Raw genomic sequence first — 24,784 nt, forward strand, 5'->3', positions numbered from 1 at the left:
CTACTTGTTTCAAATACGGAAACACCATCTGACTATAATTAAAATTATGATTTTAAAAAGACAAAATATAAAACAACTCTTAATTTTGTTTTTATTTTTTTTCATCTCTACAAATGGATTTTGTGATACCATTGATTATTGGCATGTATATATTAACAACAAAGTTGTTGCAGAATTTAATCAAAACAGCAGCGATTTGACAATTAAAATTAAAAAGGGTGAAATAACAAAAAAGGACTTAATTACAGTTAGATATTTTTCAGATCACCTTTGTACGGATTGCGTCTATGGGCTAACAGCGCTTGCAGAAATTAAACGCAAAGCCCCTGAAGTAGAAACAGATAATCATTTTGGAGAACTAACAATATCTTTTGATGAATTATTAGACATTCAGAAAACAGATGGAACCAACAAGTTTTATTTTAATTATCATCAAAGAAAAAACAATGCAATTAAAGCTATGTTTAATAAATTGCTATTTATCTTAATTTTACCTGAATAATAATTCAAATTATCTTTTAAAACAAAAGCATCAAAAGAATGAGCTAATTAAGTAAAATATTTTTTTTATGTATTTTAGTTTCGGTTTAAAAAAAATTAAAAATTATTCAAAAACAATGTTTCTTTTGACTAGCTGTATAAAAGTTAAAAATTAAACTAAATTTGTTAAACCTAAAGGCTTTAAAATTTAAAATTTAATACATTTACACCTTACATATTCCATTAAATGAAATTAAGAGCAGAAAATTTAGTAAAAACCTATAAAAAGAGAAGTGTTGTAAAAGGGATTTCTGTAGAGGTAAATCAAGGAGAAATCGTAGGTTTATTAGGTCCAAATGGTGCTGGAAAAACAACTTCATTTTATATGATTGTAGGATTGGTAAAACCAAATAGCGGTACTATTTATTTAGACGATATGAATATTACTAATTTTCCAATGTACAAACGAGCTCAAAACGGAATTGGATACTTGGCTCAAGAAGCTTCTGTTTTTCGAAAATTAAGCATTGAAGACAATATTATGAGCGTTTTGCAATTGACTACGCTTTCGAAAGCAGAACAAGAAGCTAAAATGGAAGCCTTAATTGATGAATTTGCTTTACAGCACATTCGTACCAACAGAGGTGATTTATTATCTGGAGGAGAAAGAAGACGTACCGAAATTGCAAGAGCTTTAGCTACCGATCCTAAATTCATTTTACTGGACGAACCCTTTGCAGGTGTTGATCCCGTTGCAGTAGAAGATATTCAACGAATTGTAGCGCAATTGAAAAATAAAAATATTGGAATTTTAATTACCGATCACAACGTACAAGAAACACTTGCCATTACCGATAAAACCTACTTGATGTTTGAAGGAGGTATTTTAAAAGCTGGAAAACCAGAAGAATTGGCAGAAGATGAAGTGGTACGACGTGTATATCTTGGACAAAACTTCGAGTTGAGAAAGAAAAAAATAGATTTTGAAGCTCCTAAAACCACAATTATTCATGGTAAAGGAGAACTTCTAAAACAAGAAGAAAATAAAGAATAAAAAAAAGAGTACTGTTTAGTACTCTTTTTTATTTTAACAATCACAAGTATAAATTAGTCAATAATTGGAATTTCAATATAACTATCATTATACCATGTAACTTCTAATGGAATATCTGCATCTACAATACTTTCATCTGAAACATCTTTACCTGTTCCGTAATTTATTTGCCAGTATTTGCTTTTACTAACACCAAATAATAAAACGAGTTTACTACCTTTCTCAATTTTTTTACTAACAAAACTAGCATTTTTGACAGGTATTACTTCAATTTTATTTGGCTTTAAAAGTTGACGCTTTGCGCTGTCTTTGGCATAACTAGCTCGACCTATGTAGTCAGAGAGATAAAAAACTTCACCATTAGGCTTAATTTGAATTAAATCAATAGCAATATCTAAATCTTTTTTATTAATAGACAATTTTAAGTTTCCTGTAAAAGATCCATTAATTATAATATCATGTTCTAATGTTTCAGATTCTATAGCTACTCTACCTACACCTATCGAAGCACTATCAACAGCTGTAGAATAATATTTCCTCTTTTCATCCCTATTTTTAAAATCTATGCTCTGTTTGAAGAAAGATTTTATGGAAGGTCTTTTAAAAACTGATTTTAAATTTTTATCATTGTTTATATAAAATTTTAAAGAAATATTACTAGATTCTTTTAATGAATTATAGCTTTTCCATTCATTTGTACCTACAACTTGGATATTAACTTTATCCTTAAGAAATTCAGGTTTAGGTTTATTTTTTAAAATATAGTCAAACCAATCATAATTAAGATTTATAAAATTAACTTTTGCAACAGAGTCTAATTTTAAACCGTATAATTCATTATTTGCAAAATTTTGAGCTGTTTGATGGTCATAAGGACCAATAACTAAATAGTGTTCTGCATTTTTATTATATTTAATATGCTCTTTAAAATAATATAAAGCACCCGTTTGATCAGCATCCCAAAAGCCAGTTGTTGTTAAAATAGGGATATTTATTTTTGCAAATTCTTCTTTATAAGCAACCATACTATTCCAATAAAAATCTTGGCTAGGGTGTTGCAACCATTTTTGAAATATTGTATCTCTTTTATTATTTAAAGAATCTAAATCTTTAAATTTAATTCCTGTTTTATAGTATTTAGTATCTAATTCATACCATCTATTACTATCATCAAAATTTGTTCTATCAGAAAAATTGTCTAATGTTACATAATCCAACCAACGCAACATGTAAGTCATAAATACATTATTCCTCATTGGGTAATCCATGGATCCAATACCAACTGCAACTTGCGGTACTATTGTTTTAAGCGCTGGATGAAGTTTTTTAGTAGCTGCCCATTGACTAAAACCTAAATAACTTCCACCAACCATACCTAGTTCTCCATTACACCATTCTTGTTTACTAATCCAATCTATAATATCATAAATATCATCTCTTTCATGTTCAAAAGGTTCATTTATATCTTTGCTATTTCTTTTCCCTCTTGTATTTACTATTACACCAACATAATCTCTAATTGCAGCTCTCATGCAAAAAACAAAATCCTTATCACTAGCATAGATATTATTTGTTAAAATTACTGGTAAAGATTTTTTTTGCTCTTTACGTTTCATAACAATGACAGACAATTTGGCTCCAGTAGATGTTTCAACCTCGTAAGTTTCAGTAGAAAATTTTTCTTGTATTTTTTTTTCTAAAATTTGTAAAGCCCTATTGTTTACTTGTGATAAAACTTGATAATCTATTATAGACTCCATAAGAACATTTGCGAAAGCTCCATTTATGGAATCTTTATTTTTTAAACTCTCAATATTAATATTTTTATTTTTTTTATAATTTTCAATTTTAACATCAAGTTCCTTTTTTAAATCAATAAGTAAGATTTCATCTAGATTATTGATCTTATCTGTAATGACTTTATTTAAAGCCTTATCAAAATTAATATTCTCATTTATTTGTAAAAGTTTGGTTATTGAAAAGACTTCAAAAGAAAACAAAAGATTTCCATCCCAATTATTAATAGCAGACTGATTCCTATATTCTTTTATTGTATTAATTGCTGAAGAAAAATCTCCTAAAAAGACCTCTTGCTTTATTTTAGTTTTTAGAGAATCTAAATCTCTAGCTTTAAGAAAATTCAAATTTTCTATTTTTATTATTTCTTTTAAATTATTATTGAAAGAGACTGAATCTTTAAAAATATTTTTAGATATAAAATAATTTTGAGCAATAGAAATATTACTTATCAATAAAAAGGTTAGAATGTGTTTAATTGTCATCCTTAATTTCATTTTATATTTTCAATAAAAATATTAAAAATACTCATATGAATTTTTACTAAAGTTTTTAATTAAATAATCAAAATTCAATATGAGTTAATATTTTTCTATGGTATTTGATTGATACCATTTGTTCCTAAATAGGATTTACCATTATCTTCACAATTATCATTATTTTCAGTACCTCTATTCAGATTTTTCATTTTTTCAAAACTTAAAAAAAACTAAATTCATGAAAAGCCAGTCGAAATTCACGAATGTCGACTCACTTTGTTTGCAGAACTTAAAAAACACTTCTAGTTTTGATATCAGAAATAAGGGATGTGCTATTCCTTTATAAAAGATTTAAACCATGGATATGCAATACCTCTTTCAAATTGTTTTAATCATTACCATTCTTATCATATTATATTATTTAATCAAAGTATTGAAAAAGATTTTAGAATTGTTTGATAAACTGGAATAAAGAGTACGTAAAATTACTGCCAAACCTTAAAAATTATAGTTGGCCACTATATTGGGATTGATTCAGCTGTTAGTAACCCATTAAAAAAACGAGCAAAACAGGAATTGGTTAGATTTCCTAAAACAAAACTACCCAACAAGAATAAAGAGAGAGTTGGCTTTTTCTTGTTTTTCGAAGTACCAACTAAAAAAAACAGTCCTACCTAATTATGTTTTGACGAACACTAAGTATGACTGTAATTAATTTAATTAAACAACAAATTTATGAAAAAATTAAATTCAAAGCTTTTTGAAAGCTTACAATTGAACGAGACGGAAATGCAAAGTTGTACAGGAGGAAATTACACTTCTAGAGGTACTGACACTGCATTAAGTTCTACTCAATATGACGTAGTATTTCAAACTACTGATGAAAAAGGAGGTAATGGAGTTTGGGATAACCAAAATACTGGAGCAGGAACAAAAGATCAGCCAACACCCGCTACGTTAACTCAAGAGTAATTTTTTTTAAATTATAAGAAGTGTTTCAAAAGGATATAAGTTTTAATACTAATGACATAAAAAACCATACAGATAATGTACAAGCCATTCATAAATATATTTTCTCTTTAGTAACTTAAACAGAACATTTATCTGCATTGAAGCACTTCTTTACATATAATTCAGTGACAATCAAATTAATCAATTATGAATTCATTATCCAAAATTCTTTTCGTTTTTTTATTTGGGTTAAATAACAGTGTACATGCTCAAGAAAATTATAAAGAGTATTATACTTTATTAAATCTATCTAAAACAACAACAAATCAAGATTCTTCATTTTATTATCTAGAAAAAGCCATTACAACTACTTCTACTCCTTTTGCTGAAGATGTGATGAGTTTAAGCATGCAATTGTTTAATCGAAAGGATATTTCTAAAGCAAAAAAAGTATTCTTAAAAGCAGTTTCTCTAGGGTATGAAATTGATAATGATACTGTGGTTAATTTTATTCCTTATAAAATTGATTACTCTTCTTTTTCTTTTACTTATAAAGTTAAAGAATATATGTTACAGCATTATGAAAAAGAAATTAAAAAACACAGAACAGCCTTTTTAGAAAACTCATTCACAGAGGAGAATAAAATTTTTGAGTCATTTCTTCATAATGAACATTATTTTCAAGATTTACGTTTTCTTTTTTATGATAAAAAAGTGAAAGACTCTGTAGCATTCAATGCTATTTCAAAATATGGAGCAACTCCTAGTAGTTATTTTATGTTAGAAATTTTAAAAAAGAATAAATTCCCTGATAGGAGAAAATGTATACGATTTAATGGACAAACCATTACGATGTTATTGAATCACGCAATTGCTGGCTTTTTAAATAAAGAAGATGCTTTAATGTTTATTACTTTATTATGGCCATTAGTAGAAACAGGTAAATTAACACCTCGTGAATATGCTATGGTATACGACCATTATTATCAATGGTATGTTAGTGAAAATAAAAATTATTTTGGTACTGTATTTGTTTTAAATGACGATAATAAATCGTCTATAATGAGTCTTGCAGATCCTATAAATATTGATACTATAAGAAAAAAACATTTTTTAATTGATTTAAAAACGGAGTGTAAAAACTACAATGTTCAATTACCTGAAAATTATGGAAAAGAATAAATTAATATTAATTTGTTCAGATGAAAATGAACCCAGCACAGATATCGTTTGTTCGTGGTTAAACTATCATAACAAAAAATTCTTAAGAATCTCAGAAAAGAACTTAATTACAATAAAAAAAATAATTATTGAAAACAAAAATGTAGATATCATTTTTGACATTGATGATTTTGAATATAAACTCTCTGAATTGAAATCTTATTGGTATCGAAGGTCTCAATTGAAATTTCAAAATCCAAACTTTATAAAGATTTTAAATAAAACAGAACAAGCGTTAGATGAAAAAATCAATGTGTTTTTAAATAAAGAATTTCATAAAACAATTGAATTTTTTGAATATGAATTAAATAAACTAGCCGTTTTAAATAAATTTGATGATAACTACATAAACAAACTTAAAGTACTCTCTATAGCTAAAGATTTGGGTATAAAAATAAGTAACACCTATATAGTTAATGATTTTGATTCAATTGATTTTAAAGATTCTTATATAACAAAAGCAATATCCGATTTAGTAATTTTTCATGAGAATACAAATTACTATTCTATGACACAAAGAGTAAGTTTTGAAGATGGAGAAAACATTAATAATACTTTGATTCAAAAAGAAGTTAAAAAGAAATTTGAAATTAGAAGTTTCTTTTTTGCTAATACTTTCTATAGCTCAGCCATTTTTTCCCAAGAAAATGAAAAAACATCTTTAGATTTTAGAAATTATGATTTTGAAAACCCTAACAGAGTGGTTCCATATAAATTACCCATCGGGTTAGAAACTAAATTAAAAGAATTATGCAATTTGATTGATTTAAAATCTGGAAGTTTAGATTTAGTATATACCACTGAAAATGAATATTTACTTTTTGAAATTAATCCTGTAGGCCAATTTGAACAAGTTTCTTTTCCTTGTAATTATAATCTACATAAAAAAATAGCAGAAATCTTATGATTTACAAAATCAAATTACCCATAATTATCAAGAAAATCCAATCTACTGAAATTAAAGAGAAAAGTTTTCATGAAATCGAAAGCAATAGTTTACAAACTAAAAAGCACCTTGCGAGAGAGATCTATCCTAGACAATCTTTTTTCCCTGAAAAAAAATAAACCATGTATCAATTTTTTAAAAATATATTTTTAACGAAAGGATTCAACAGAACCTTGGTATACGATTCCTTAACCTCTAAGATTCATTTTTTTCCGAATGATTTATATGATCAATTGTTGTTAAATAATTTTAGAATAGATAAAAAAAATAATGAAGTTTTTGAATTTCTTAATAAAAAAGGATTACTTCAAAAAATAAGCGATGATCTTGTGGATTGCTTTATTGATTTAGATGATGAAATACAAATCCCTTATGATATAGCAACTTTAGTTTTTGAATTATCAGGTTCATCTTCTAAAAACCTATATAAACTTAAAAATCAAAATATACTGCAATATAATTTTATTTTCGCTGATTATACTTCTTTAAAATCAATTGAATTGTTTGTTGATTTTATAAACGAATGTGAATCTGACACGATTGAATTGACTTTTTTAAACGGATTTGTTTATTCTAAACATCTTTTCGAGTTAATCAAATCAGTTAAAAAGATAATATTACTAAATAATTTTGCAGGAATTAAAATTGATGATCCTTCAACACATAAGAACAGGTATCTAAATTCTTGGAACGATATCCATTTTAGGTTATCAATAAATTTTATAAATTATTTGGAATCATTAAAACATCACACCTATTTTAATAAAAAAGTTTTTATAAATAAGGATTGTGAAATAAAAAACTCACAAGAAACAAAAGAAATCTATGGAAATCTAAACAATGATAATTCGTTTGATATAGCTAAAGTTTTTAAAAACCCAACGTTTAAAAAGCTTTGGAGCATAAAAAAAGAAGACACATTGGTTTGTCAAGATTGTGAATTTAGAAGATTATGTGTAGATAATCGATTACCTATAAAAATAAAAAATAATTGGGTTCATGAGGAAGAATGCAATTACAATCCATACATAAGCAAATGGTCTCACGAAGATGGATTTAAATCGTTGAAAGAATTAGACATTATAACCAAAAATGGCTATTTAGAAATGAATAAAGAAAAACTTTCACTAATTACAAATGAATTATGGGAAGGATAACTTATAAAACAAGAAGAGAATAAAGGATAGTTTACTTTAATCAAATAGATTATGCATTGAATGTTTTTTAGTTTAGCCTTTAAAGCATTTTTAGGGCTTATATTACTAGCTATTCTCACAACTTTTATAGTTATAACTAAGCTATTATATATAATATTTATGAATTAAGCTTGCTACTGTAAAAAATTTATTAAAAACTGTGACAAAATAATTTTAAGAAATAAAAATGACACAAGTTTGTGTAAAAATAAATGTGTCAAATTATTTGACACTATATAAATTGCCACAAAATGAATAAAAAATATAATATTCAAAAAACTGTATAACAATTGTGTCTAGATGTTTGTTAAAGTACTGTAAGATAAAGTTTTATATTGTTGTTTCTGTGTTAAAAAAGTACTTAATTCCTGAAAAGCCAGTCGAAATTCCCGAATGTCGACTCACTTTGTTTGCACAACTTAAAAATCACCTCTAGTTTTGATATCAGAAATAAGGAATTTGCTATTCCTTTATAAAAGATTTAAACTATGGATATGCAATACCTGTTTCAAATTGTTTTGATTATTACCATTCTTATCATATTGTATTATTTAATCAAAGTATTGAAAAAGATATTAGAATTGTTTGATAAATTGGAATAAAGAGTAAGCAAATTTACTGCAAAACCTTGAAAATTTATAGTTGACCACTATATTGGGATTGATTCTGCTGTTAGTAACCCATTAAAAAAACGAGCAGAACAGGAATTGGTTAGATTTCCTAAAACAAAACTAACCAACAAGAATAAAGAGAGAGTTGGCTTTTTCTTGTTTTCAGAAGTACCAACTAAAAAAAAACAGCCCTACCTAATTATGTTTTGACGAACACTAAGTATGACTGTAATTAATTTAATTAAAGAACAAATTTATGAAAAAATTTGAAGATTTTCACAACCAGAAATTAAATGCAAATTTAGAAAGCCTAAAAATAGATGAGCAGAATTTAAAGCAACTGTATTAAAGACATTAATAGATAGTATTGCTGGAAAGCAAATTAACAATAGTAAATTTGATATGTTGGAATTAAAAAGTAAAAGTAGTAACGTATCAATTTTAAAAATTAATACGTTATTTTTAATGACAAAGCTACTTCCATTTGTTTTGGGATGCTCATTATTTTTATCATGTTCAATAGTAAGTACTGATGCTAGAAAAGATAAACTCCTTAAGCAAGATGAATCTATAGTAATAAAAAAAATAGATCAATTGGTTAAGTCAGACCAAGACAATAGAAAACTTTTAAAATTACATAAAAGTAAAAATGAAAATTACGGTCTTGAAATAGATTCTTTAACTTACATGCATTGGAAAGATTCAATCAAAATGTTACAATTAAAAATTGATTACTCAAATTCTATTGAACTAATTAAAATCACAAAAAAATATGGCTTTCCCGATAGTTCTAGATTATCTAAAAAAAACCTTTCATGGATTATTTTTCAACACACTCCAGAAAGATTAAAGAAAAGAGTAAAAAGAATTTTGATTAAAGAAAATGAAAAAGGAAGGTTTAAAAATAAAGCAACTTTAAAATTTATTATGTGGCATTTAGAAGGAAGAAAGATGGATTTTTTTTAATGATATCAAAAGAAATGAAAAAAGTATTAATGAAAAATGAAAAAATCCCCGAAGGGATTTTTTAAATAATTATGATATGCTATTTAAATTTCACATCGAAAAATATTTCCAAGGTACATACAACATCCCAAAACATTCCCCGTGTTCTTTTCCTAAATGTTTGTGATGAATTTTATGTGCTTTTCTAAGACCAACTAAATATTTATTTTTTGTATTCTTGAACCATTTAAATCGTTGGTGAATTAATACATCATGAATTAAAAAATAAGCAACTCCATAACACAAAATTCCCAAACCAATGAAAAATAAAAAATTGAGTTCTGGATTAATCCCAAAATAAAACAAAGCGATACTCGGAATGGCAAAAATCACAAAAAAAGCATCATTTTTCTCAAATATACCTTGATATTTGGGCTGATGGTGATCTTCGTGCAAATACCATAAAAAACCATGCATTACAAATTTATGAGTCAACCAAGTAACTCCTTCCATCGCTAAGAATGTTAGTATAGTAATTAAAATGTACAATATGATAGACATTAGGCAATAATATTAAATTGATAACGAAGATATGATTTCCCCAAAATTACTAATTTCAAAGGATTTGAAACACTAATTCTTTTACTTAAAAACTCTTCGGGTTGGGTTTTATTAATTTTTTGCATAAGACTTTTATAGTAACGATATGCTGTATAAACTCCAAATTTTGCTTCTGTTGGTAATCTTAAAATACCTTTAAAGGCTTCGTCAAAATCTGAATTAATTTCTGCTACAATTTGTTCCTTATTCGCGTTTGTTAAAGACGAAAAATTGATACCAGGAAAATAAACACGACCTAAATTCTCATAATCGTGTTGCAAATCTCTTAAAAAATTTACTTTCTGAAAAGCGGAGCCTAATTTCATCGCACTCGCTTTTAGCTCATTATATTTTTTTTCATCCCCTTTTACAAATACTTTTAAACACATCAAACCCACTACATCCGCTGAACCAAAAATATATTCTTCATATTCTGCAATTGAATTGTATTCTTTCTTAGTCAAATCCATACGCATACTTTTCATAAACGGAGTAACCAATTCATATAATCCATATCGATGCACCACATCTTGGAATGCATTTAAAATAGGGTTTAAACTAATGCGTCTTTCTAATGCTTTTTGGTACTCAGCTTCAAATTCATCTAATAATAGCTCTTGTTCATACCCTTCAAAAGTATCTACAATTTCGTCTGCACAACGTACAAACCCGTAAATAGCATAGATATCATCTTGGATTTCTGGGGCTAACATTTTAATGGCCAAAGAGAAAGAAGTACTGTACTTCTTTGTGATTGTTTTACTGCATTCTAAGGATGCTTGGTCAAATAATGCTTTCATGATGAGAATTCTTTTATAATTTGTTCACTTACGATTTTTCCAGAGATCAATGACGGTGGCACACCTGGACCAGGTACGGTTAATTGGCCAGTAAAAAATAAATTTTGAACTTTTCTACTCTTTATTTTAGGTCTTAAAAATGCGGTTTGAGTTAAAATATTGGCTAACCCATACGCATTTCCTTTATAAGAATTGTAATCTTTTATAAAATCATTCACACAATACGACTCAACAAATATAACATTTTGTTTTACAGACTGTTGTGTTATTTTCTCTAATCTATGAATAATAATGTCAAAATACTGTTTTCTTATGGCTTCAGTATCTTCAAGACCTGGAGCGATTGGTATCAAAAATGTGGCTGCTTCTTTCCCCTCAGGAGCAAAAAAAGAATCTGTTTTGGAAGGAAAACTTGCATAAAACAAAGGTTCTTTAGGCCAAACTTTAGTATCATAAATTTCTTTTGCATGCGGTTCAAATGGCGTATCAAAAAATAAAGTATGATGCGAAACGTTTTCTAATTTTTTATCAAAACCTACATAAAATAAGAGAGAAGATGGTGCAAATATTTTTTTGTCCCAATAGGCTTCCGAATACATTCTGTTTTTTTTATCTAATAATTGCTCCGAGTGATGATAGTCTGCTCCACTAACCACTATATCAGCATATTCATCACTACCATTCACATGTACTCCAATTGCTTTTCCATCTTTTACTAAAATTTTAGAAACGGTTGCATTGGTGTGTATATCTACCCCTAATTCCTCAGCTAAATTTTGCATGGCTTCAACCACAGCATACATTCCTTTTTTTGGATGCCAAGTACCTAGACCAAAATCTGCAAAATTCATAAAACTATAAAAAGAAGGCGTATCTGAAGGTTTTGCTCCTAAAAACAAAACTGGAAACTCTAAAATTTTAATTAATTTTTCGTTTTTAAAACGCTTTCTTACTTCTTTAGAAATCGTAGAAAAAAACTGCCCCACTCTTGTAATCGTTTCAGGAGTTACGAGTTCTAGTGGAGAATTCCCTGGTTTATAAACCATTTTATCCACTGCAATCGCATAATTATCTTGCGCCTCATTAATAAAGGAACGCAACTTTTTAGCACTACCAGCTTCAATATTTTCAAATGTAGTAGCTATGGCATCCAAATGATCATCAATAGTCACTTTTTCATTCCCTTCAAAATAAACATCATAAGCAGGTGCTAGTTTTTCAAGAACATAATAATCGGATACTTGCTTTCCAAAATCTGCGAAAAACTTATCAAAAACACCAGGCATCCAATACCATGTAGGGCCTATATCAAAATGGAATCCTTCACGCGAAAGCCTTCTTGCTCTTCCACCAACGGAGGCATTTTTTTCATAAAGTGTTACTTTATTTCCAGCTTTCGCTAAATAACAAGCCGCTGATAAAGAAGCAAATCCTGAACCAATGACTATAATTTTTTTGTCCATTATTGTTATTTGTTTTTAAATATAATAAATATTCATTCTTTTTTAAAGATCCAATAGCAAATTTTGAATTTCCGAATAACACATAACCGACTCATATTTTTGAGTTACGTGTTCAATTTGCTTGCCTAAAACATACAATCTATTAGGGGTATCTTTTAAAATAGTTTGATAAAATTGTTCCAAATAGGCATTCACATCTTCCGATAAAGGTTGTACCGTAAAATACGAAATGAAATGTACTTCATCAAAATATTGCTTCATATCTTCTAAATCTTCCATAGGTACACTCTCCCCTAAATACAAAGTGCTATAGCCTTTTTTTAATAATAAATAATTAATGAATACCAAACCTAGTTCGTGAATCTCATTCATTGGAAGGTATAATACAAATACTTTTTTACGGCTATATTTTATTTGTTGATGAGCTTCCTCTATAACAGTATACAATTTTTGTCGGATTAAAGCACTAATAAAATGCTCGTGTATCGGTTTTAAAGTTGCGGTCTGCCATAAAACACCTATTTCATCTAAGAGAGGAATAAAGACTTCATAAAAAATTTCCTCAAATGATTTGGTTTCTGCTAATTTCGCATAAGTCTCATGAAATAACTGCGTATCAAAATTAAACATCGCAAATTTAAAGGAAGAAATAGCTAACGAAGAACTGTTCTTGTCAGAATAGATTTGCTTCACCAAACTATTCATATCTTCAGTAGACAAAGAAGATATTTTCGAAATCTTGTAACCAAAATTATTTAAAAAAGTAATATTAAGTAATTTCAGTAAATCATCTGAATTATACGATCGTATATTATTTTCATTTCTGTCTGGCGAAAATATAGAATAACGCTTTTCCCAAATTCTGATGGTGTGCGCTTTGATTCCTGAAAGGTTTTCAAGATCTTTTACACTAAAAGAAGTTTTAACATTGTTCATCGTTTTTCGAATTTCGTTAAACAAATATAAAACTATTTTTTGATTTATGGTTTAGTACTTTCAATAAATTTTACAAAATCCCCATTAAAAACATTCAAATCTATCATTCCTTTGATGCCTTCAACTTTCGCTTTTTCAGTAAATTGCCACATAAACCACTCCTTTTCGGGTTTCTTTTTCCAAATATTGTAATTGGCAATCCAAAATGGATAATCGGAAAATTCTTTTTTTAGAAAATCGTTGTAATAACTTTCCCCAGAATAAATGATGGGTTTCATTTTATAATGTGCTTCCACTTTGGTTAACCAACGTTTCAGTCCTAATTTCAAACTATCTAAAGATTGTGTTTTGGGTAATTTTTCAATATCCAAGACTGGCGGAAAATCTCCTGAAGACAATTGTACGGTTTGTATAAAGTTATTTGCTTGAAGTATTGAGTTTTCATTAGGACGGTAATAATGATAGGCTCCTCTTACAAAATTATTTTTTTTGGCTTCTTTCCAATTGTATGCAAATTTACTATCCACTTTATCTTTTCCAGCAGTTGCGCGAATGAATGCAAAGGATAAACTAAAAGTATCTTCTACTTTTTGCGCCTTTTCCCAATCGATATTTCCTTGGTATTCTGAAACATCCATGCCAAAAATAAAATCTTTGTGTTCGCTAAGCACTTCATAAATTCGAATATCAGCAATAGCGCGTTCTTCTTTTGTTAGACCGTCTAAACTATTCGTTTTAAATCCCAAATAATACAATACTCCATCTTTAAACTGATATATTCCAAGACTAACGATAATTATCGCACAAAAAAATAAGACATAACCAATACTTTTAGCCAAAGTAAAATTATTTTTTTTAGCTGTTTTTTTTCGAGTAGCTGGACGCTTATTTGAAGAAGGTATCTGAGGCTTATTTTTTTTCAAATTGGTTGACTATTATAGAGATACTGATGTAACCTAAAATAATTAATGGAATAGCTACAAAATTGAACAACAACAATAAAGCTATTGCAAAAATCATAAATAAAATTTGAAGTTTAGCTTCGTTCCAACTGAATGTTTTAAATTTTAAAGCAAACAACGGAATTTCTGCATTTAATAAGTAACAACTTAAAAGTGTGATTCCAAGTAAAATATAAGGATTATACAATGCATCAGTCAACCATTGATACGAATCTACATATTGAATCATTGGGATACTCATAATTAATAATGCATTTGCAGGTGTTGGTAATCCTATAAAAGAATTGGTCTGACGTGTATCAATATTAAAATTAGCCAATCGATAACAAGAAGCCAATGGAATTAAAAGTCCTAAATAAGGTACTACTCCCATATAATAAGTGGCTTCAGTAAGCATATATTCAGGTTGGTTTTGTTGAATGGTATCAAACAATTTGAACATCATTAATCCTGGCACTACTCCACTAGTAACCATATCGGCTAAAGAATCTAATTGTAAGCCTAATGCACTTTGTGCGTCTAATTTTCTAGCTAAAAATCCATCCCAAAAATCAAAAAATATACCTAAACAAACCAATAAAAAGGCATGATCATAATATCCATTAAAAATACAAATAATGGCAATTAAACCACTTAACAAATTTAAAAGAGTAAAAGTATTAGGTATCGACTTTGTAATATTCATAATAACGTGCTTAAAAATGCTCTTAGTTGGTTTGTTTAACCCTGATGGTAGTGAAATCCTTTTTTATTAAAAAAGTAACCTATTTACAATCAATTAATTACTTTTTTAATAAAAAAGATTGAAACGAACAGCAGGAAAACGATTTAAAAAGAGCCTATTGTTTGGTTTTTACTAATTTTAGAACAAATGTAATACAATAAGTTAATACATTTAGAGTTTACTAATTAAGATTTTTATTTCATCTTTGTAAAAAATTAATTTGCTTTGAAAAATACGTTTGTTGTTGTTTTGTTTTTCTATGCCTTAACCTCGAGCAGTCAGACTTTTAGGAAGTATTCCAATGAATTTTTGAGCATTGGAGTGGATGCTGCTGCATTAGGAATGAGTAATACCGTTACAGCTCATACTGGTGATGTTAATTCGGGTTATTGGAATCCTGCAGGTTTATTACAATTAGAGGACAAACAGATTGGTTTGATGCATGCCAATTATTTTGCCAATATAGCGCAATATGATTATGCTGGATTTGCCATGCCTATTGATGACCGAAGTGCTTTAGGAATTTCCTTAATTCGTTTTGGAGTAGATGACATTCTTAATACCACGCAATTGATTGACAATCAAGGCAATATTGACTATAATAGAATTTCTCTTTTTTCGACTGCTGATTATGCTTTAACCCTTTCCTATGCTAGAAGTTTACCTGTCCAAGGAATTAATTATGGTGTAAATGCAAAAATAATTCGTAGAGTAATTGGAGATTTTGCTAATTCTTGGGGATTCGGCTTTGATTTAGGAATTCAATATCAAACTGAAAATGAATGGATGCTTGGATTAATGTTGCGAGACATTACTACGACATATAATACTTGGTCGATTAATACAGAAGAATACGAAAAAATTAAAAATGCAATTCCAGGTGAAAATCAGGAGCTTCCTGAAACCAGTGAAGCTACTTTACCTAAAGCACAATTTGGTGTTGCTAAAAAATACGTATTTCGATACGATTATAGCCTAACCGCTGCTGCTAATTTAAACATGCAATTTACCCAAACGAATGATATTATTTCAACAAGTTTAGTGAGTATTGATCCTGCACTAGGATTTGAATTTGGTTATGTTGATTTGGTTTTTTTAAGAGCAGGTGTTGGTAATTTTCAACAAATCACACAAATTGACAATACAAAAAAATTAAGCTTTCAACCTAATATAGGCTTGGGTTTTAAGTACAAAGGCATCCAAATTGACTATGCTTTAACCGATTTAGGTGATCAAAGTGCCGCTTTGTATTCCAACATTTTCTCTCTAAAGGTTGATTTTAGTATCTTTAGATAGTACAACACCAAAATAATGTTTTGAAATAAAACGATATGATAAAAAAAATACTGTTCTCTTTTTTTCTATTCCTCACTTGTACTTCTTACAGTCAAAATATAAGGTTATCAGAACAAGCAGAAGTGAGTGTTTTAACTTGTGGTACGGGAAATGAATCCTACTCTTTATATGGTCATACTGCTGTTCGTATTAAAGACTTACCGAATCAACTTGATATCGTTTACAATTATGGAACTTTTGATTTTGAAACCCCTAATTTTATTTTAAAATTTGTAAAAGGAGACTTACAATATTTTATGTCGGTAAGCAATTATCCTAGTTTTGAATACAGTTACCGATATGAAAATCGTTCGATTTACGAACAAACACTACTACTCTCTTTAGTAAAAAAACAACAACTTTTTGACTCTTTAAATTCTGACTTGCAAAGTGAAAATCGATTTTATACCTACAAGTTTATTGATAGAAATTGTACCAATATGGTTGTAGACAAATTAAACACTATTCTTGGTGATACGCTCATTCATACTCAAAAACCAGTTGAAATAACCTATCGAGAAATATTATTCCCTTATTCAAAAAATCATTTTTGGGAACAATTGGGAATTAATATCATTTTTGGAACTAAAGTAGATCAGAAAGCCGAACGCTTATTCCTCCCTTTTGAATTTCTTGAGGCTTTAAGAAACACAACCCAAGATAAGAAAGCTTTAACCACAGAAACAAAGACACAATTTGAAGCAACAGCAGCAAATTACACCTCTTCTTTTTTCAACAGCATTTATCCTATTATAATAGTACTACTACTTATTGTTTTACTTCACAAGAAAAGCATAAACTTCATCTATTTTGGTTTTGTTGGGTTAATTGGTGTATTTCTATGTGGCGTTGGTTTTTATTCGTTACACAAAGAAGTCATGTGGAATTACAATGCGTTATTATTTAACCCATTATACATTGTTTTTCTATTTTACTATTACAAAAACAATAGCAAAAAAATGATTTTTTGGGGAAAAATTATAGCCGGATTATTATTGGTATATTTATTATATATGCTAAACAAAGTGCATTTATATCTTATGACTCCGTTTATAGTGGCTCATTTTATTTTCTTAGGTAGAATAATAGTAACACAAAAGAAAAATAGTCATTAATAAAGACATTCTGAAAAATCTATTCAAAAGTATATTATTGTCCTCTTGCAAAAAGAATGGTACTCAATGTTTTCATTACGATATTAATATCCAAAAACAAACTTCTGTGCTTAATATAATATAAATCGTAACGCAGTTTCATCAAACTATCTTCCAACGAAACTCCATAAGGATAATTTACTTGTGCCCAACCCGTTAATCCAGGTTTAATAACATGTCTCGTTTGATATAAAGGAATATTCTTGGCAATCTCATCCACAAATACCGGACGTTCTGGTCGTGGTCCTATAAGCGCCATTTCCCCTTTCAATACATTTATAAATTGAGGGACTTCGTCAATTCTTGTTTTACGTAAAAACCGACCGAATGATGTTATCCTTATATCATTTACTTTAGCAAATACAGCGCCATCCTTTTCTGCATTTACAATCATCGTTCTTAATTTATAAATCTCAAAAGGAATACCATTTTTACCAATACGTTCTTGTTTATATAGAAGAGGACCTTTATTCCATAATGCATTAAATAATATAATAAAAGGCAAAATACACAATAACCCCAAAAGACCTATAATAGATAAGAGCACGTCTAAAAAACGAATATAAAAAGCATATAAAGCATTTTGATTACTTCTACTAAAGGGAAAGAATTTATACAATTCTTTATCTTCGAAATGAATCGGCAAACGATTGGTGCTGTATTCATACACTTCTGCATATTGACGTATTACGATTCCTTTTTCAAGTAATTTTAATAGTTGAGAATACAATGCAACAGAAATCACTTTACTATTGTCATTGGTAACTACAATTTCAGAAATATAATGCTTTGAAAAAAAGGACTCCAATTCTGAAAGGGATAAACTTTGCAAGGTTGTCTTAACTGTTTTATCATCAGTGGCTATAAAACCAATTACTTTATAATGTGGATTCACTCTTGTAAGTTCTTCTACTAAGCTCTCTACTTTTTTACTACTACCTACAAACAATACTGTTTTTACGAAGCGGTTAGCTGCTAAGAAATAAATATAAAGGTTTCTCCAAAGCAACAAAGCGAATAAAATTGCAACAAAGAAGTAAACAATCTGAAGTCGGTTCGACGGAAGTATTGGCGTATAAAAAGGTGTTAATAAATATAAAAGAGTGGTAACTGCTGTTGTTAAAATTGTGCTTCTTAAAATTAGAAATTTATTATTCGCGATTTGAAGGTTATACATTTCAAATATAGTTCCTATACTTGTTATATATAAAGCCAGTACAATAGTCCAATAATAATTGGAAGCGGTAATTTGAAAGTAGGTAAAATTAAAATATTTCCCAATTAGGAATAATACAAGCAAAACGAAAAAAATATCAAAAACACGAAGTAAAATTTTCCTTTCCGATATTTCAAAATGTATTTTTCTAGAAATTGACATAATTTGGGGAATTATTTCCCTGCAAATTAAGGAATAAATTAGCAACAAATTATCGAAATAGTAACTTTTCTATCCTAAAATTAAATTCCATTGTTCTTTTACCCTATTCCAATCCATAGTTTCTACAAGTTTTCTTGCAGCATTTATTCTTGAATATGATTCTTTTGGATAGATTACAATGCTATCTATTGCCTGACACATAGCTAATACATCACCATCATTAACCAACAAAGCATTTTCATGATGGGTTAATAAAAAGGGTAGACCACCTACATTAGTTGATACGATTGCTAATCCTAGAGCCATTGCTTCTAAAACGCTTACTGGCGTGTTATCAAAATGAGTAGTATTGATAAAAATATCATGTTCAGATGCTAATTGCCACCACTCTTCTTTAGAAAGTTGCCCTGTAAAACGAACAAAAACGCCCAAATCGTTTGCTTTTTGTTGAACTTTTTGCAAACTACCGTCTTTATCAGGTCCTACCATTGTGAGTGTTGCATTTGGGTATTTCTTTTGAAGTTCAAACAAAACTTCAACTGCCATAACAGGGTTATAAATAGTTGCAAAAGCTCTTACCCAAAGTAATTTAGGGTGAAATACTTTTCTTTCTTTAAATTCATAGTTTTCAATGGAAATAGTATTAGGTACATGTATGACATTTGTAAACCCTTTAGCTTCAAAAGCAGCTTTTAGATAATGAGATGGAGCAACATTTCTCCAAGCATTTTCAAATAGTAATCGACATAAAAAAGGATTGCTTTGCAAACGATTCGGCAAATTACCACCGTGTAGTATAGGAATGTATTTTAGGTTTAGAATTCGAGCTAACTGACTCGTAATCCATGCATACCAAAATGCCTTTGTGCTATAGGTATCGATAAGTACATAATCCGTTCGGTTTGAGTTACGCAATAATGTATAAATCATATCCAAAAGTCTGAAGAAAAAATTCTTTTTTGAAGAAACTGAAACAACTTCATATCCTTCTTCTTTAAGTGATTCTCCTAAAGTCTCAATGGTTGTTTTATTCAAACCATGCTGCGAAAGTTTATTCCCTATGTACAGTAGGTTCTTCATCTTCGCTATTTAATTTTATTCGTATAAGTGACAAGCCGTAAACAAAAGCTGGAGCCGCTAATCGCATAGCAGCATGATTAATAGTTAATAACCAAAATATAAAAAAGGACAATGCAAAAATGTTTTGCCTATTCATAAAGAAAAAAAACAAAGGTGTTATAAATAAAATTAATAAACCTATAATTCCTAAAACGCCATGCTCAGCGAGCATTCTTGATATTTCATTATGAGAAGCAGCTTCAATTCCTGTCAACATTTCCCTATATTCTTTATTTTTACCGACACCTACACCTGTTATTGGATTCTCATAAAACATTAATAACTCCGATTCTATCAATGTCTCTCTACCTGTTAATTTACTTCTCTTTTCTTTTCCACTTGCATCCTGATTAGCGTATCTCTTATCAATTAAGCCTCCAGTTGCTACTGAACTATAGGTCCATATTCCTAATGCTAAAAAAGAACCTATTAATACCATCGCTATTACCCTCATTTTTGCTTTGGAGTTAACCAATGTAAAAGTTATTAAAACCAAAAGCAATATCATTCCAACCCCTACATAAACTCCTCCTCTAGAAAAAGTAATGATTCCTCTAAAAGAAACAACAACTAAAAGAAAAAGAGTAATAATTTTATTTGTTTTCGTTTTTGAAAAAATATAAAAAATAGTAAAATATATAAAAATACCAAACCCTAAAATTGTCGACATTTGATTGGGGCCAAAACCTCCAGAAGTACTATGATTTGATTCGGTACCTGTAATTACAGAACGTATATCTGGAGCATAGAAAATTAAATAAACCACAATAGATAATATAGGTAATCCAAACGCTATAAATATTTTTTTTATTTCCGAAAAAGTAACCACTCTCCCCATACAATACAAAGCGGAGAAACCAAGACAAACTGGCCCAGAAATATTAAATGCTATTGCTTTTCTAATATTAGTATCAAAGCTTAATGTATGAATTCCATAAAAAACACCTGGAATTAATAAAATAATAAATATTACATAAATCATACTTGCTTTATAGGTTTTTCTATAGAGAATACCTAGAAACATTAATATGATAATATTGTATTTTCCATATTCATTAATGTACATTCCGTTAGTCATTCTCAAAAAAACTTCCACACCCACAATGTAAGCACTTACAATAAGAACCTCATTATTCCTATTTTTGTTTTTAATTACGATACCATAACCAAACAAAAGAATTAACAAGCTAAAAATTTTTGCTAAAAAAGGAATAGCAAAAATTATTGCACCTAAAACAGCATGAAATCCTAATAATAAGAGATAATAATTTTTACTTTTCTTAAACACTTTAACTTTTCTTATTTATTTTAAATATTTTGCAAACTCTATCGAACATTTCCGCCTTCCAATTTGATTAACATGAATATTATCATAAAACATTTCCTCGTCAATAAGGAAATTGGATTGATCAATTATACTATCATCATGAATTTTTAATTTTGTTTTGAATATTGGAGAAATGTAAATTCTTAATTTAATATTATTTTGAGAACAAAACTCTTTAATTTTAAAATAAAATGGATTATTAATGACTACCTCTATTTCATCTATTTCTAATTTATTAGGTTTTCCATTTGTTGGATAACAAAAATTACCTTTGTCGTCAAAATGATTTCTTTTATTCGAATTAAAAAAAGATATAATTGATGGATAGAAAATTTCAGTATTGTAATAACTCACTCCTATAATTGGAAAATATCTGGAAAAAGACAAGGGTTTAAATGTTTTTGTTTCCAACTCATTGTAATAATCAAACACATAATCTTCCTGAACGTAAGGAAGAAAACGATAATCATTATTATTTAATTTTGGATTCTTATTTTTTAAATCCCAAGGCGTAACTGCTAAAACCAAACATTTTGCACTCTTATTTGAAGCTTTAAAATGCTGTAGCATTAAAAAATGAGAATTTAAAGAGGTGTCATCCATACTGATATTCAAGCCTTTTTTATTTGTAATGGAATCAATCAATTTCGTATCTAAAGTTGTGAGTCCTGTACTCGATCCTAATACAACATAATCAAAATTAGTATCAATTACAGTATTTTTAACGAATTCAGGTTTATAAAAATTCGATTTACCTAAAATTTGCAAACTCAGAAATGCGATACCATTGAAAAGCAATAAACTCATCAATACATAAAATGCTATTTTTTTTATAAACTGTTTCATATCAAAATTGAAAATATATAAAAGACAATTGATTGCGATAAACCCCCATAAATAAAAGCATTGCCACTAGTAAAAAAAGCATTCCTTTAGACAAAACGATTTCTCCATTATATTTTTTCAAAAAACACCATTCTAATAACAGCAATGCAAAAGATGAAACAAATACTATTGCTGACAATAAGATATATTTAGCGTTTTTAATGTAAAACTGAATGCTAATGGAATCGAATTGAAGCATTCTATGTAAATAATCAAATGCAATTGAAACTGAATCAGCCCTAAAAAATATCCATGCTAAAGATACTAGTAAAAACGTAAGAATGATTTTTGGAAAATCTTTATAACTATAACCTACATTGGATAAATTCCTTCTATTTTTATTGACCAATAACAGTGGAATAAATAAAAAAGCGTGCAAGCCTCCCCACATAATAAAAGTCCAATTAGCACCATGCCAAAATCCGCTAACCAGAAAAATGACAAACACATTTCTAATCTGATACCATTTAGATCCTTTACTACCGCCTAAAGGAATATATAAATAATCTCTAAACCATGAGGACAAAGAAATATGCCATCTTCTCCAAAAGTCGGCAATATCTTTGGCAAAATAGGGAAAATTAAAATTTTTCAATAATTCAATCCCAAATAATTTAGAAGTTCCAATTGCTATATCAGAATAGCCACTAAAATCACCATAAATTTGGAAAGCAAATAAAAAACTTCCAATCCATAATTCAACAGCTGTAAAATTAGTATGATTTTCAAACAATTGATTTACAAAAAATGCACAATTATCAGCAACTACCACTTTTTTAAACAATCCAAATAGGATTAATTTAATTCCTTGAATTCCTTGTTCATACTGAAAAAAACGTTTTATTTTCACTTGTGGTAATAAATGAGTCGCTCTTTCAATAGGTCCAGCTACTAATAGCGGAAAATAACACACGAAGAGCGAATAATCAATAAAGTTTTTTTCTGGTTGTATCCTTTTGTAGTAAATATCAATTACGTAAGACAATCCATGAAAAGTATAAAAAGAGATTCCTACAGGTAGCACTAATTGCAATAAATAAGGTTGTACTTCCAAACCAAAACCTTGAACGAATTCAGCAAAAGAAGAAGCAAAAAAATCATAATATTTAAAAACCCCTAAAAACCCTAAATTTATACTTATAGTTAACCATAGCCAAAATTTTCTTTTGGTTTTCGATTCATATTTACCCATCATTATACCACTAGTATAATCCAAAATAGTAGAAAAAATTAATAAAAATAAGAAGCGCCAATCCCAACACGAATAAAAATAATAACTGGCTAAAATTAATATTGTGTTCTGACTTTTTTTGGATTGATTAAATACAAACCAATACAACAAAAAAACAATTGGAAGAAAAATGGCAAATGTTATGGAGTTAAAAAACATAATACGGTTTTTATTTTATTGAAGATTGGAGAATAGCTGCAATCTTCTTTATTACATTTTCATTACTATACTCATTCAATACTAATTCCCTATTCTTTTCTAGATTATTTCTTTTATTTTCAATAATCGAAAGTTTCATAGCCTCTATACTCATTATTTTTTCTACATTTCCATTTTGAACCCATTCCTCAAGACCTTCATGATATAATGCTAAAACACTTGTTCCTGTTGCAAAAGCTTCCAAGAAAACATTAGGGGTACCTTCTAATTTTGAAGTTGAAATTAAATAATCCGCTTCATATAAATAAGGCCTTACATCATCAACATTTCCTAAAAAATGAATAGGTAAATTATTCGATTGCTTTTTTAAATCTTCCATTAAATACCCTTCACCAAGAATTTTAGCGTCAATAGTATATTTTGCCGCAATCAATAGTGAAACAATACGTATAAATAAATGGGGTTGTTTAATTTCTTTTAAACTTCCAATAAATATTAAATTAATGGTATTACTACTCTTTTTAGGTTTAAATTCAAAATGAGATGCATCTATTATATTAGGCACAAATTTTAACTCTTTTGAATAAAATATTTTTTTACAATTCTGTATCGCATTTTTTGAGTTTGCAATAATGATTTTAGGGAAAAAATAATGCAGCCAAGAGAAAATTCCATTGGCTTCTTTTTCAGCTTTACCATTACTTCTTATGGAACCTATACTAAAAGCTCCTAAAAACATTCCTATTAACCCTACATACACACCCGTATAAAAATGAAAACCATAAATAACATTAGGTTTGAAACTCTTGGCAACTTTAAATATCCTGTATAATTTAGAAAACTTATTGGGTGTGTTTTTTATACTCTCAACTGTAATTCCTAGTGTTCTAATTTCATTTTCGTAAAACTCTCCCGATGTTAAACAAATTACCTTAATTTCATAATTATCTTTCAACAATTTACATAAGTAAAACAATTGTTTTTCCGCTCCTCCTCTTCCTAAAGTTCCTGCTAAAAATAATATCCTCATG

At 28.5% G+C, this 24,784-nt stretch carries 22 protein-coding genes; 9 read left to right on the top strand and 13 right to left on the bottom strand.

Annotation, left to right across the window (positions count from 1 at the left end):
* Window positions 1-46 precede the first annotated feature (46 nt).
* Window positions 47-502: a hypothetical protein gene (locus FHG05_RS00675; protein ID WP_140996091.1), complete on the top strand. Its 456-nt coding sequence runs from the start codon at window positions 47-49 to the stop codon at window positions 500-502.
* A 225-nt stretch (window positions 503-727) separates the two neighbouring features.
* A complete protein-coding gene (gene lptB, locus FHG05_RS00680; RefSeq protein ID WP_140996092.1) occupies window positions 728-1,534 on the top strand; it encodes an LPS export ABC transporter ATP-binding protein in 807 nt (268 codons plus the stop codon).
* A gap of 53 nt (window positions 1,535-1,587) precedes the next feature.
* On the opposite strand, the gene FHG05_RS00685 is transcribed toward lptB, so the two are convergent.
* Window positions 1,588-3,816 carry a CocE/NonD family hydrolase gene (locus tag FHG05_RS00685; protein ID WP_181369120.1) on the bottom strand — a complete coding sequence of 743 codons (2,229 nt, stop codon included), beginning with the start codon at window positions 3,814-3,816 and terminating at the stop codon, window positions 1,588-1,590.
* 729 nt (window positions 3,817-4,545) lie between these two features.
* On the opposite strand from FHG05_RS00685, the gene FHG05_RS00690 reads away from it, so the two are divergent.
* From FHG05_RS00690 to FHG05_RS00710, 5 genes are all read left to right on the top strand, one after another.
* The gene (locus FHG05_RS00690; RefSeq protein ID WP_140996094.1) at window positions 4,546-4,782 is read left to right on the top strand and encodes a hypothetical protein; all 237 of its coding nucleotides are present in this window, start codon (window positions 4,546-4,548) and stop codon (window positions 4,780-4,782) included.
* Between the two features lie 186 nt (window positions 4,783-4,968).
* Complete coding sequence (locus FHG05_RS00695) at window positions 4,969-5,943, top strand: hypothetical protein (RefSeq protein ID WP_140996095.1); 975 nt, start codon at window positions 4,969-4,971, stop codon at window positions 5,941-5,943.
* Window positions 5,930-6,889, top strand: a complete 960-nt coding sequence (gene gwsG / locus FHG05_RS00700) for a grasp-with-spasm system ATP-grasp peptide maturase (RefSeq protein WP_181369121.1) — start codon at window positions 5,930-5,932, stop codon at window positions 6,887-6,889. The genes FHG05_RS00695 and gwsG overlap by 14 nt, the downstream gene beginning before the upstream one ends.
* Window positions 6,890-7,050: 161 nt before the next feature.
* The gene (locus tag FHG05_RS00705) at window positions 7,051-8,085 is read left to right on the top strand and encodes a hypothetical protein (RefSeq protein WP_140996097.1); all 1,035 of its coding nucleotides are present in this window, start codon (window positions 7,051-7,053) and stop codon (window positions 8,083-8,085) included.
* A gap of 1,052 nt (window positions 8,086-9,137) precedes the next feature.
* A complete protein-coding gene (locus FHG05_RS00710) occupies window positions 9,138-9,701 on the top strand; it encodes a hypothetical protein (protein WP_181369122.1) in 564 nt (187 codons plus the stop codon).
* Between the two features lie 90 nt (window positions 9,702-9,791).
* On the opposite strand, the gene FHG05_RS00715 is transcribed toward FHG05_RS00710, so the two are convergent.
* The 6 genes from FHG05_RS00715 to FHG05_RS00740 are packed head-to-tail and all read right to left on the bottom strand — an operon-like array spanning window position 9,792 to window position 15,126.
* Complete coding sequence (locus FHG05_RS00715) at window positions 9,792-10,241, bottom strand: sterol desaturase family protein (protein WP_157504129.1); 450 nt, start codon at window positions 10,239-10,241, stop codon at window positions 9,792-9,794.
* Complete coding sequence (locus FHG05_RS00720) at window positions 10,241-11,080, bottom strand: phytoene/squalene synthase family protein (RefSeq protein ID WP_140996099.1); 840 nt, start codon at window positions 11,078-11,080, stop codon at window positions 10,241-10,243. Before FHG05_RS00720 ends, FHG05_RS00715 begins: the two co-directional genes overlap by 1 nt.
* Entirely contained in the window at window positions 11,077-12,543 is a 1,467-nt protein-coding gene (locus FHG05_RS00725; protein WP_140996100.1) for a phytoene desaturase family protein, read from the bottom strand. Before FHG05_RS00725 ends, FHG05_RS00720 begins: the two co-directional genes overlap by 4 nt.
* Window positions 12,544-12,585: 42 nt before the next feature.
* A complete protein-coding gene (locus FHG05_RS00730) occupies window positions 12,586-13,479 on the bottom strand; it encodes a MerR family transcriptional regulator (protein ID WP_140996101.1) in 894 nt (297 codons plus the stop codon).
* Window positions 13,480-13,523: 44 nt separating this feature from the next.
* Window positions 13,524-14,402, bottom strand: a complete 879-nt coding sequence (locus FHG05_RS00735; RefSeq protein WP_157504131.1) for a glycoside hydrolase family 25 protein — start codon at window positions 14,400-14,402, stop codon at window positions 13,524-13,526.
* Complete coding sequence (locus FHG05_RS00740) at window positions 14,389-15,126, bottom strand: CDP-alcohol phosphatidyltransferase family protein (RefSeq protein WP_157504133.1); 738 nt, start codon at window positions 15,124-15,126, stop codon at window positions 14,389-14,391. Before FHG05_RS00740 ends, FHG05_RS00735 begins: the two co-directional genes overlap by 14 nt.
* A gap of 264 nt (window positions 15,127-15,390) precedes the next feature.
* Between FHG05_RS00740 and FHG05_RS00745 the strand changes: the two genes are divergently transcribed.
* Both FHG05_RS00745 and FHG05_RS00750 read left to right on the top strand, forming a co-directional pair.
* Window positions 15,391-16,461 carry a putative type IX sorting system protein PorV2 gene (locus FHG05_RS00745; RefSeq protein WP_232338035.1) on the top strand — a complete coding sequence of 357 codons (1,071 nt, stop codon included), beginning with the start codon at window positions 15,391-15,393 and terminating at the stop codon, window positions 16,459-16,461.
* Between the two features lie 35 nt (window positions 16,462-16,496).
* Window positions 16,497-17,615: a lipoprotein N-acyltransferase Lnb domain-containing protein gene (locus FHG05_RS00750; RefSeq protein ID WP_140996102.1), complete on the top strand. Its 1,119-nt coding sequence runs from the start codon at window positions 16,497-16,499 to the stop codon at window positions 17,613-17,615.
* Between the two features lie 34 nt (window positions 17,616-17,649).
* Here FHG05_RS00750 and FHG05_RS00755 read toward each other — a convergent pair whose 3' ends face one another.
* From FHG05_RS00755 to FHG05_RS00780, 6 genes are all read right to left on the bottom strand, one after another.
* Window positions 17,650-19,032: an exopolysaccharide biosynthesis polyprenyl glycosylphosphotransferase gene (locus tag FHG05_RS00755; RefSeq protein ID WP_140996103.1), complete on the bottom strand. Its 1,383-nt coding sequence runs from the start codon at window positions 19,030-19,032 to the stop codon at window positions 17,650-17,652.
* 69 nt (window positions 19,033-19,101) lie between these two features.
* Complete coding sequence (locus FHG05_RS00760) at window positions 19,102-20,112, bottom strand: glycosyltransferase family 4 protein (RefSeq protein WP_140996104.1); 1,011 nt, start codon at window positions 20,110-20,112, stop codon at window positions 19,102-19,104.
* Entirely contained in the window at window positions 20,084-21,439 is a 1,356-nt protein-coding gene (locus FHG05_RS00765) for an O-antigen ligase family protein (RefSeq protein ID WP_140996105.1), read from the bottom strand. Before FHG05_RS00765 ends, FHG05_RS00760 begins: the two co-directional genes overlap by 29 nt.
* Window positions 21,440-21,454: 15 nt before the next feature.
* Window positions 21,455-22,324, bottom strand: a complete 870-nt coding sequence (locus FHG05_RS00770; RefSeq protein WP_140996106.1) for a hypothetical protein — start codon at window positions 22,322-22,324, stop codon at window positions 21,455-21,457.
* Between the two features lies 1 nt (window position 22,325).
* The gene (locus tag FHG05_RS00775; RefSeq protein ID WP_140996107.1) at window positions 22,326-23,753 is read right to left on the bottom strand and encodes an MBOAT family O-acyltransferase; all 1,428 of its coding nucleotides are present in this window, start codon (window positions 23,751-23,753) and stop codon (window positions 22,326-22,328) included.
* A 10-nt stretch (window positions 23,754-23,763) separates the two neighbouring features.
* Entirely contained in the window at window positions 23,764-24,783 is a 1,020-nt protein-coding gene (locus FHG05_RS00780) for a glycosyltransferase (RefSeq protein ID WP_140996108.1), read from the bottom strand.
* Window position 24,784 lies beyond the last annotated feature (1 nt).

The organism is Flavobacterium profundi (genome assembly GCF_006491645.1).
In the GTDB taxonomy this organism is placed as follows: domain Bacteria; phylum Bacteroidota; class Bacteroidia; order Flavobacteriales; family Flavobacteriaceae; genus Flavobacterium; species Flavobacterium profundi.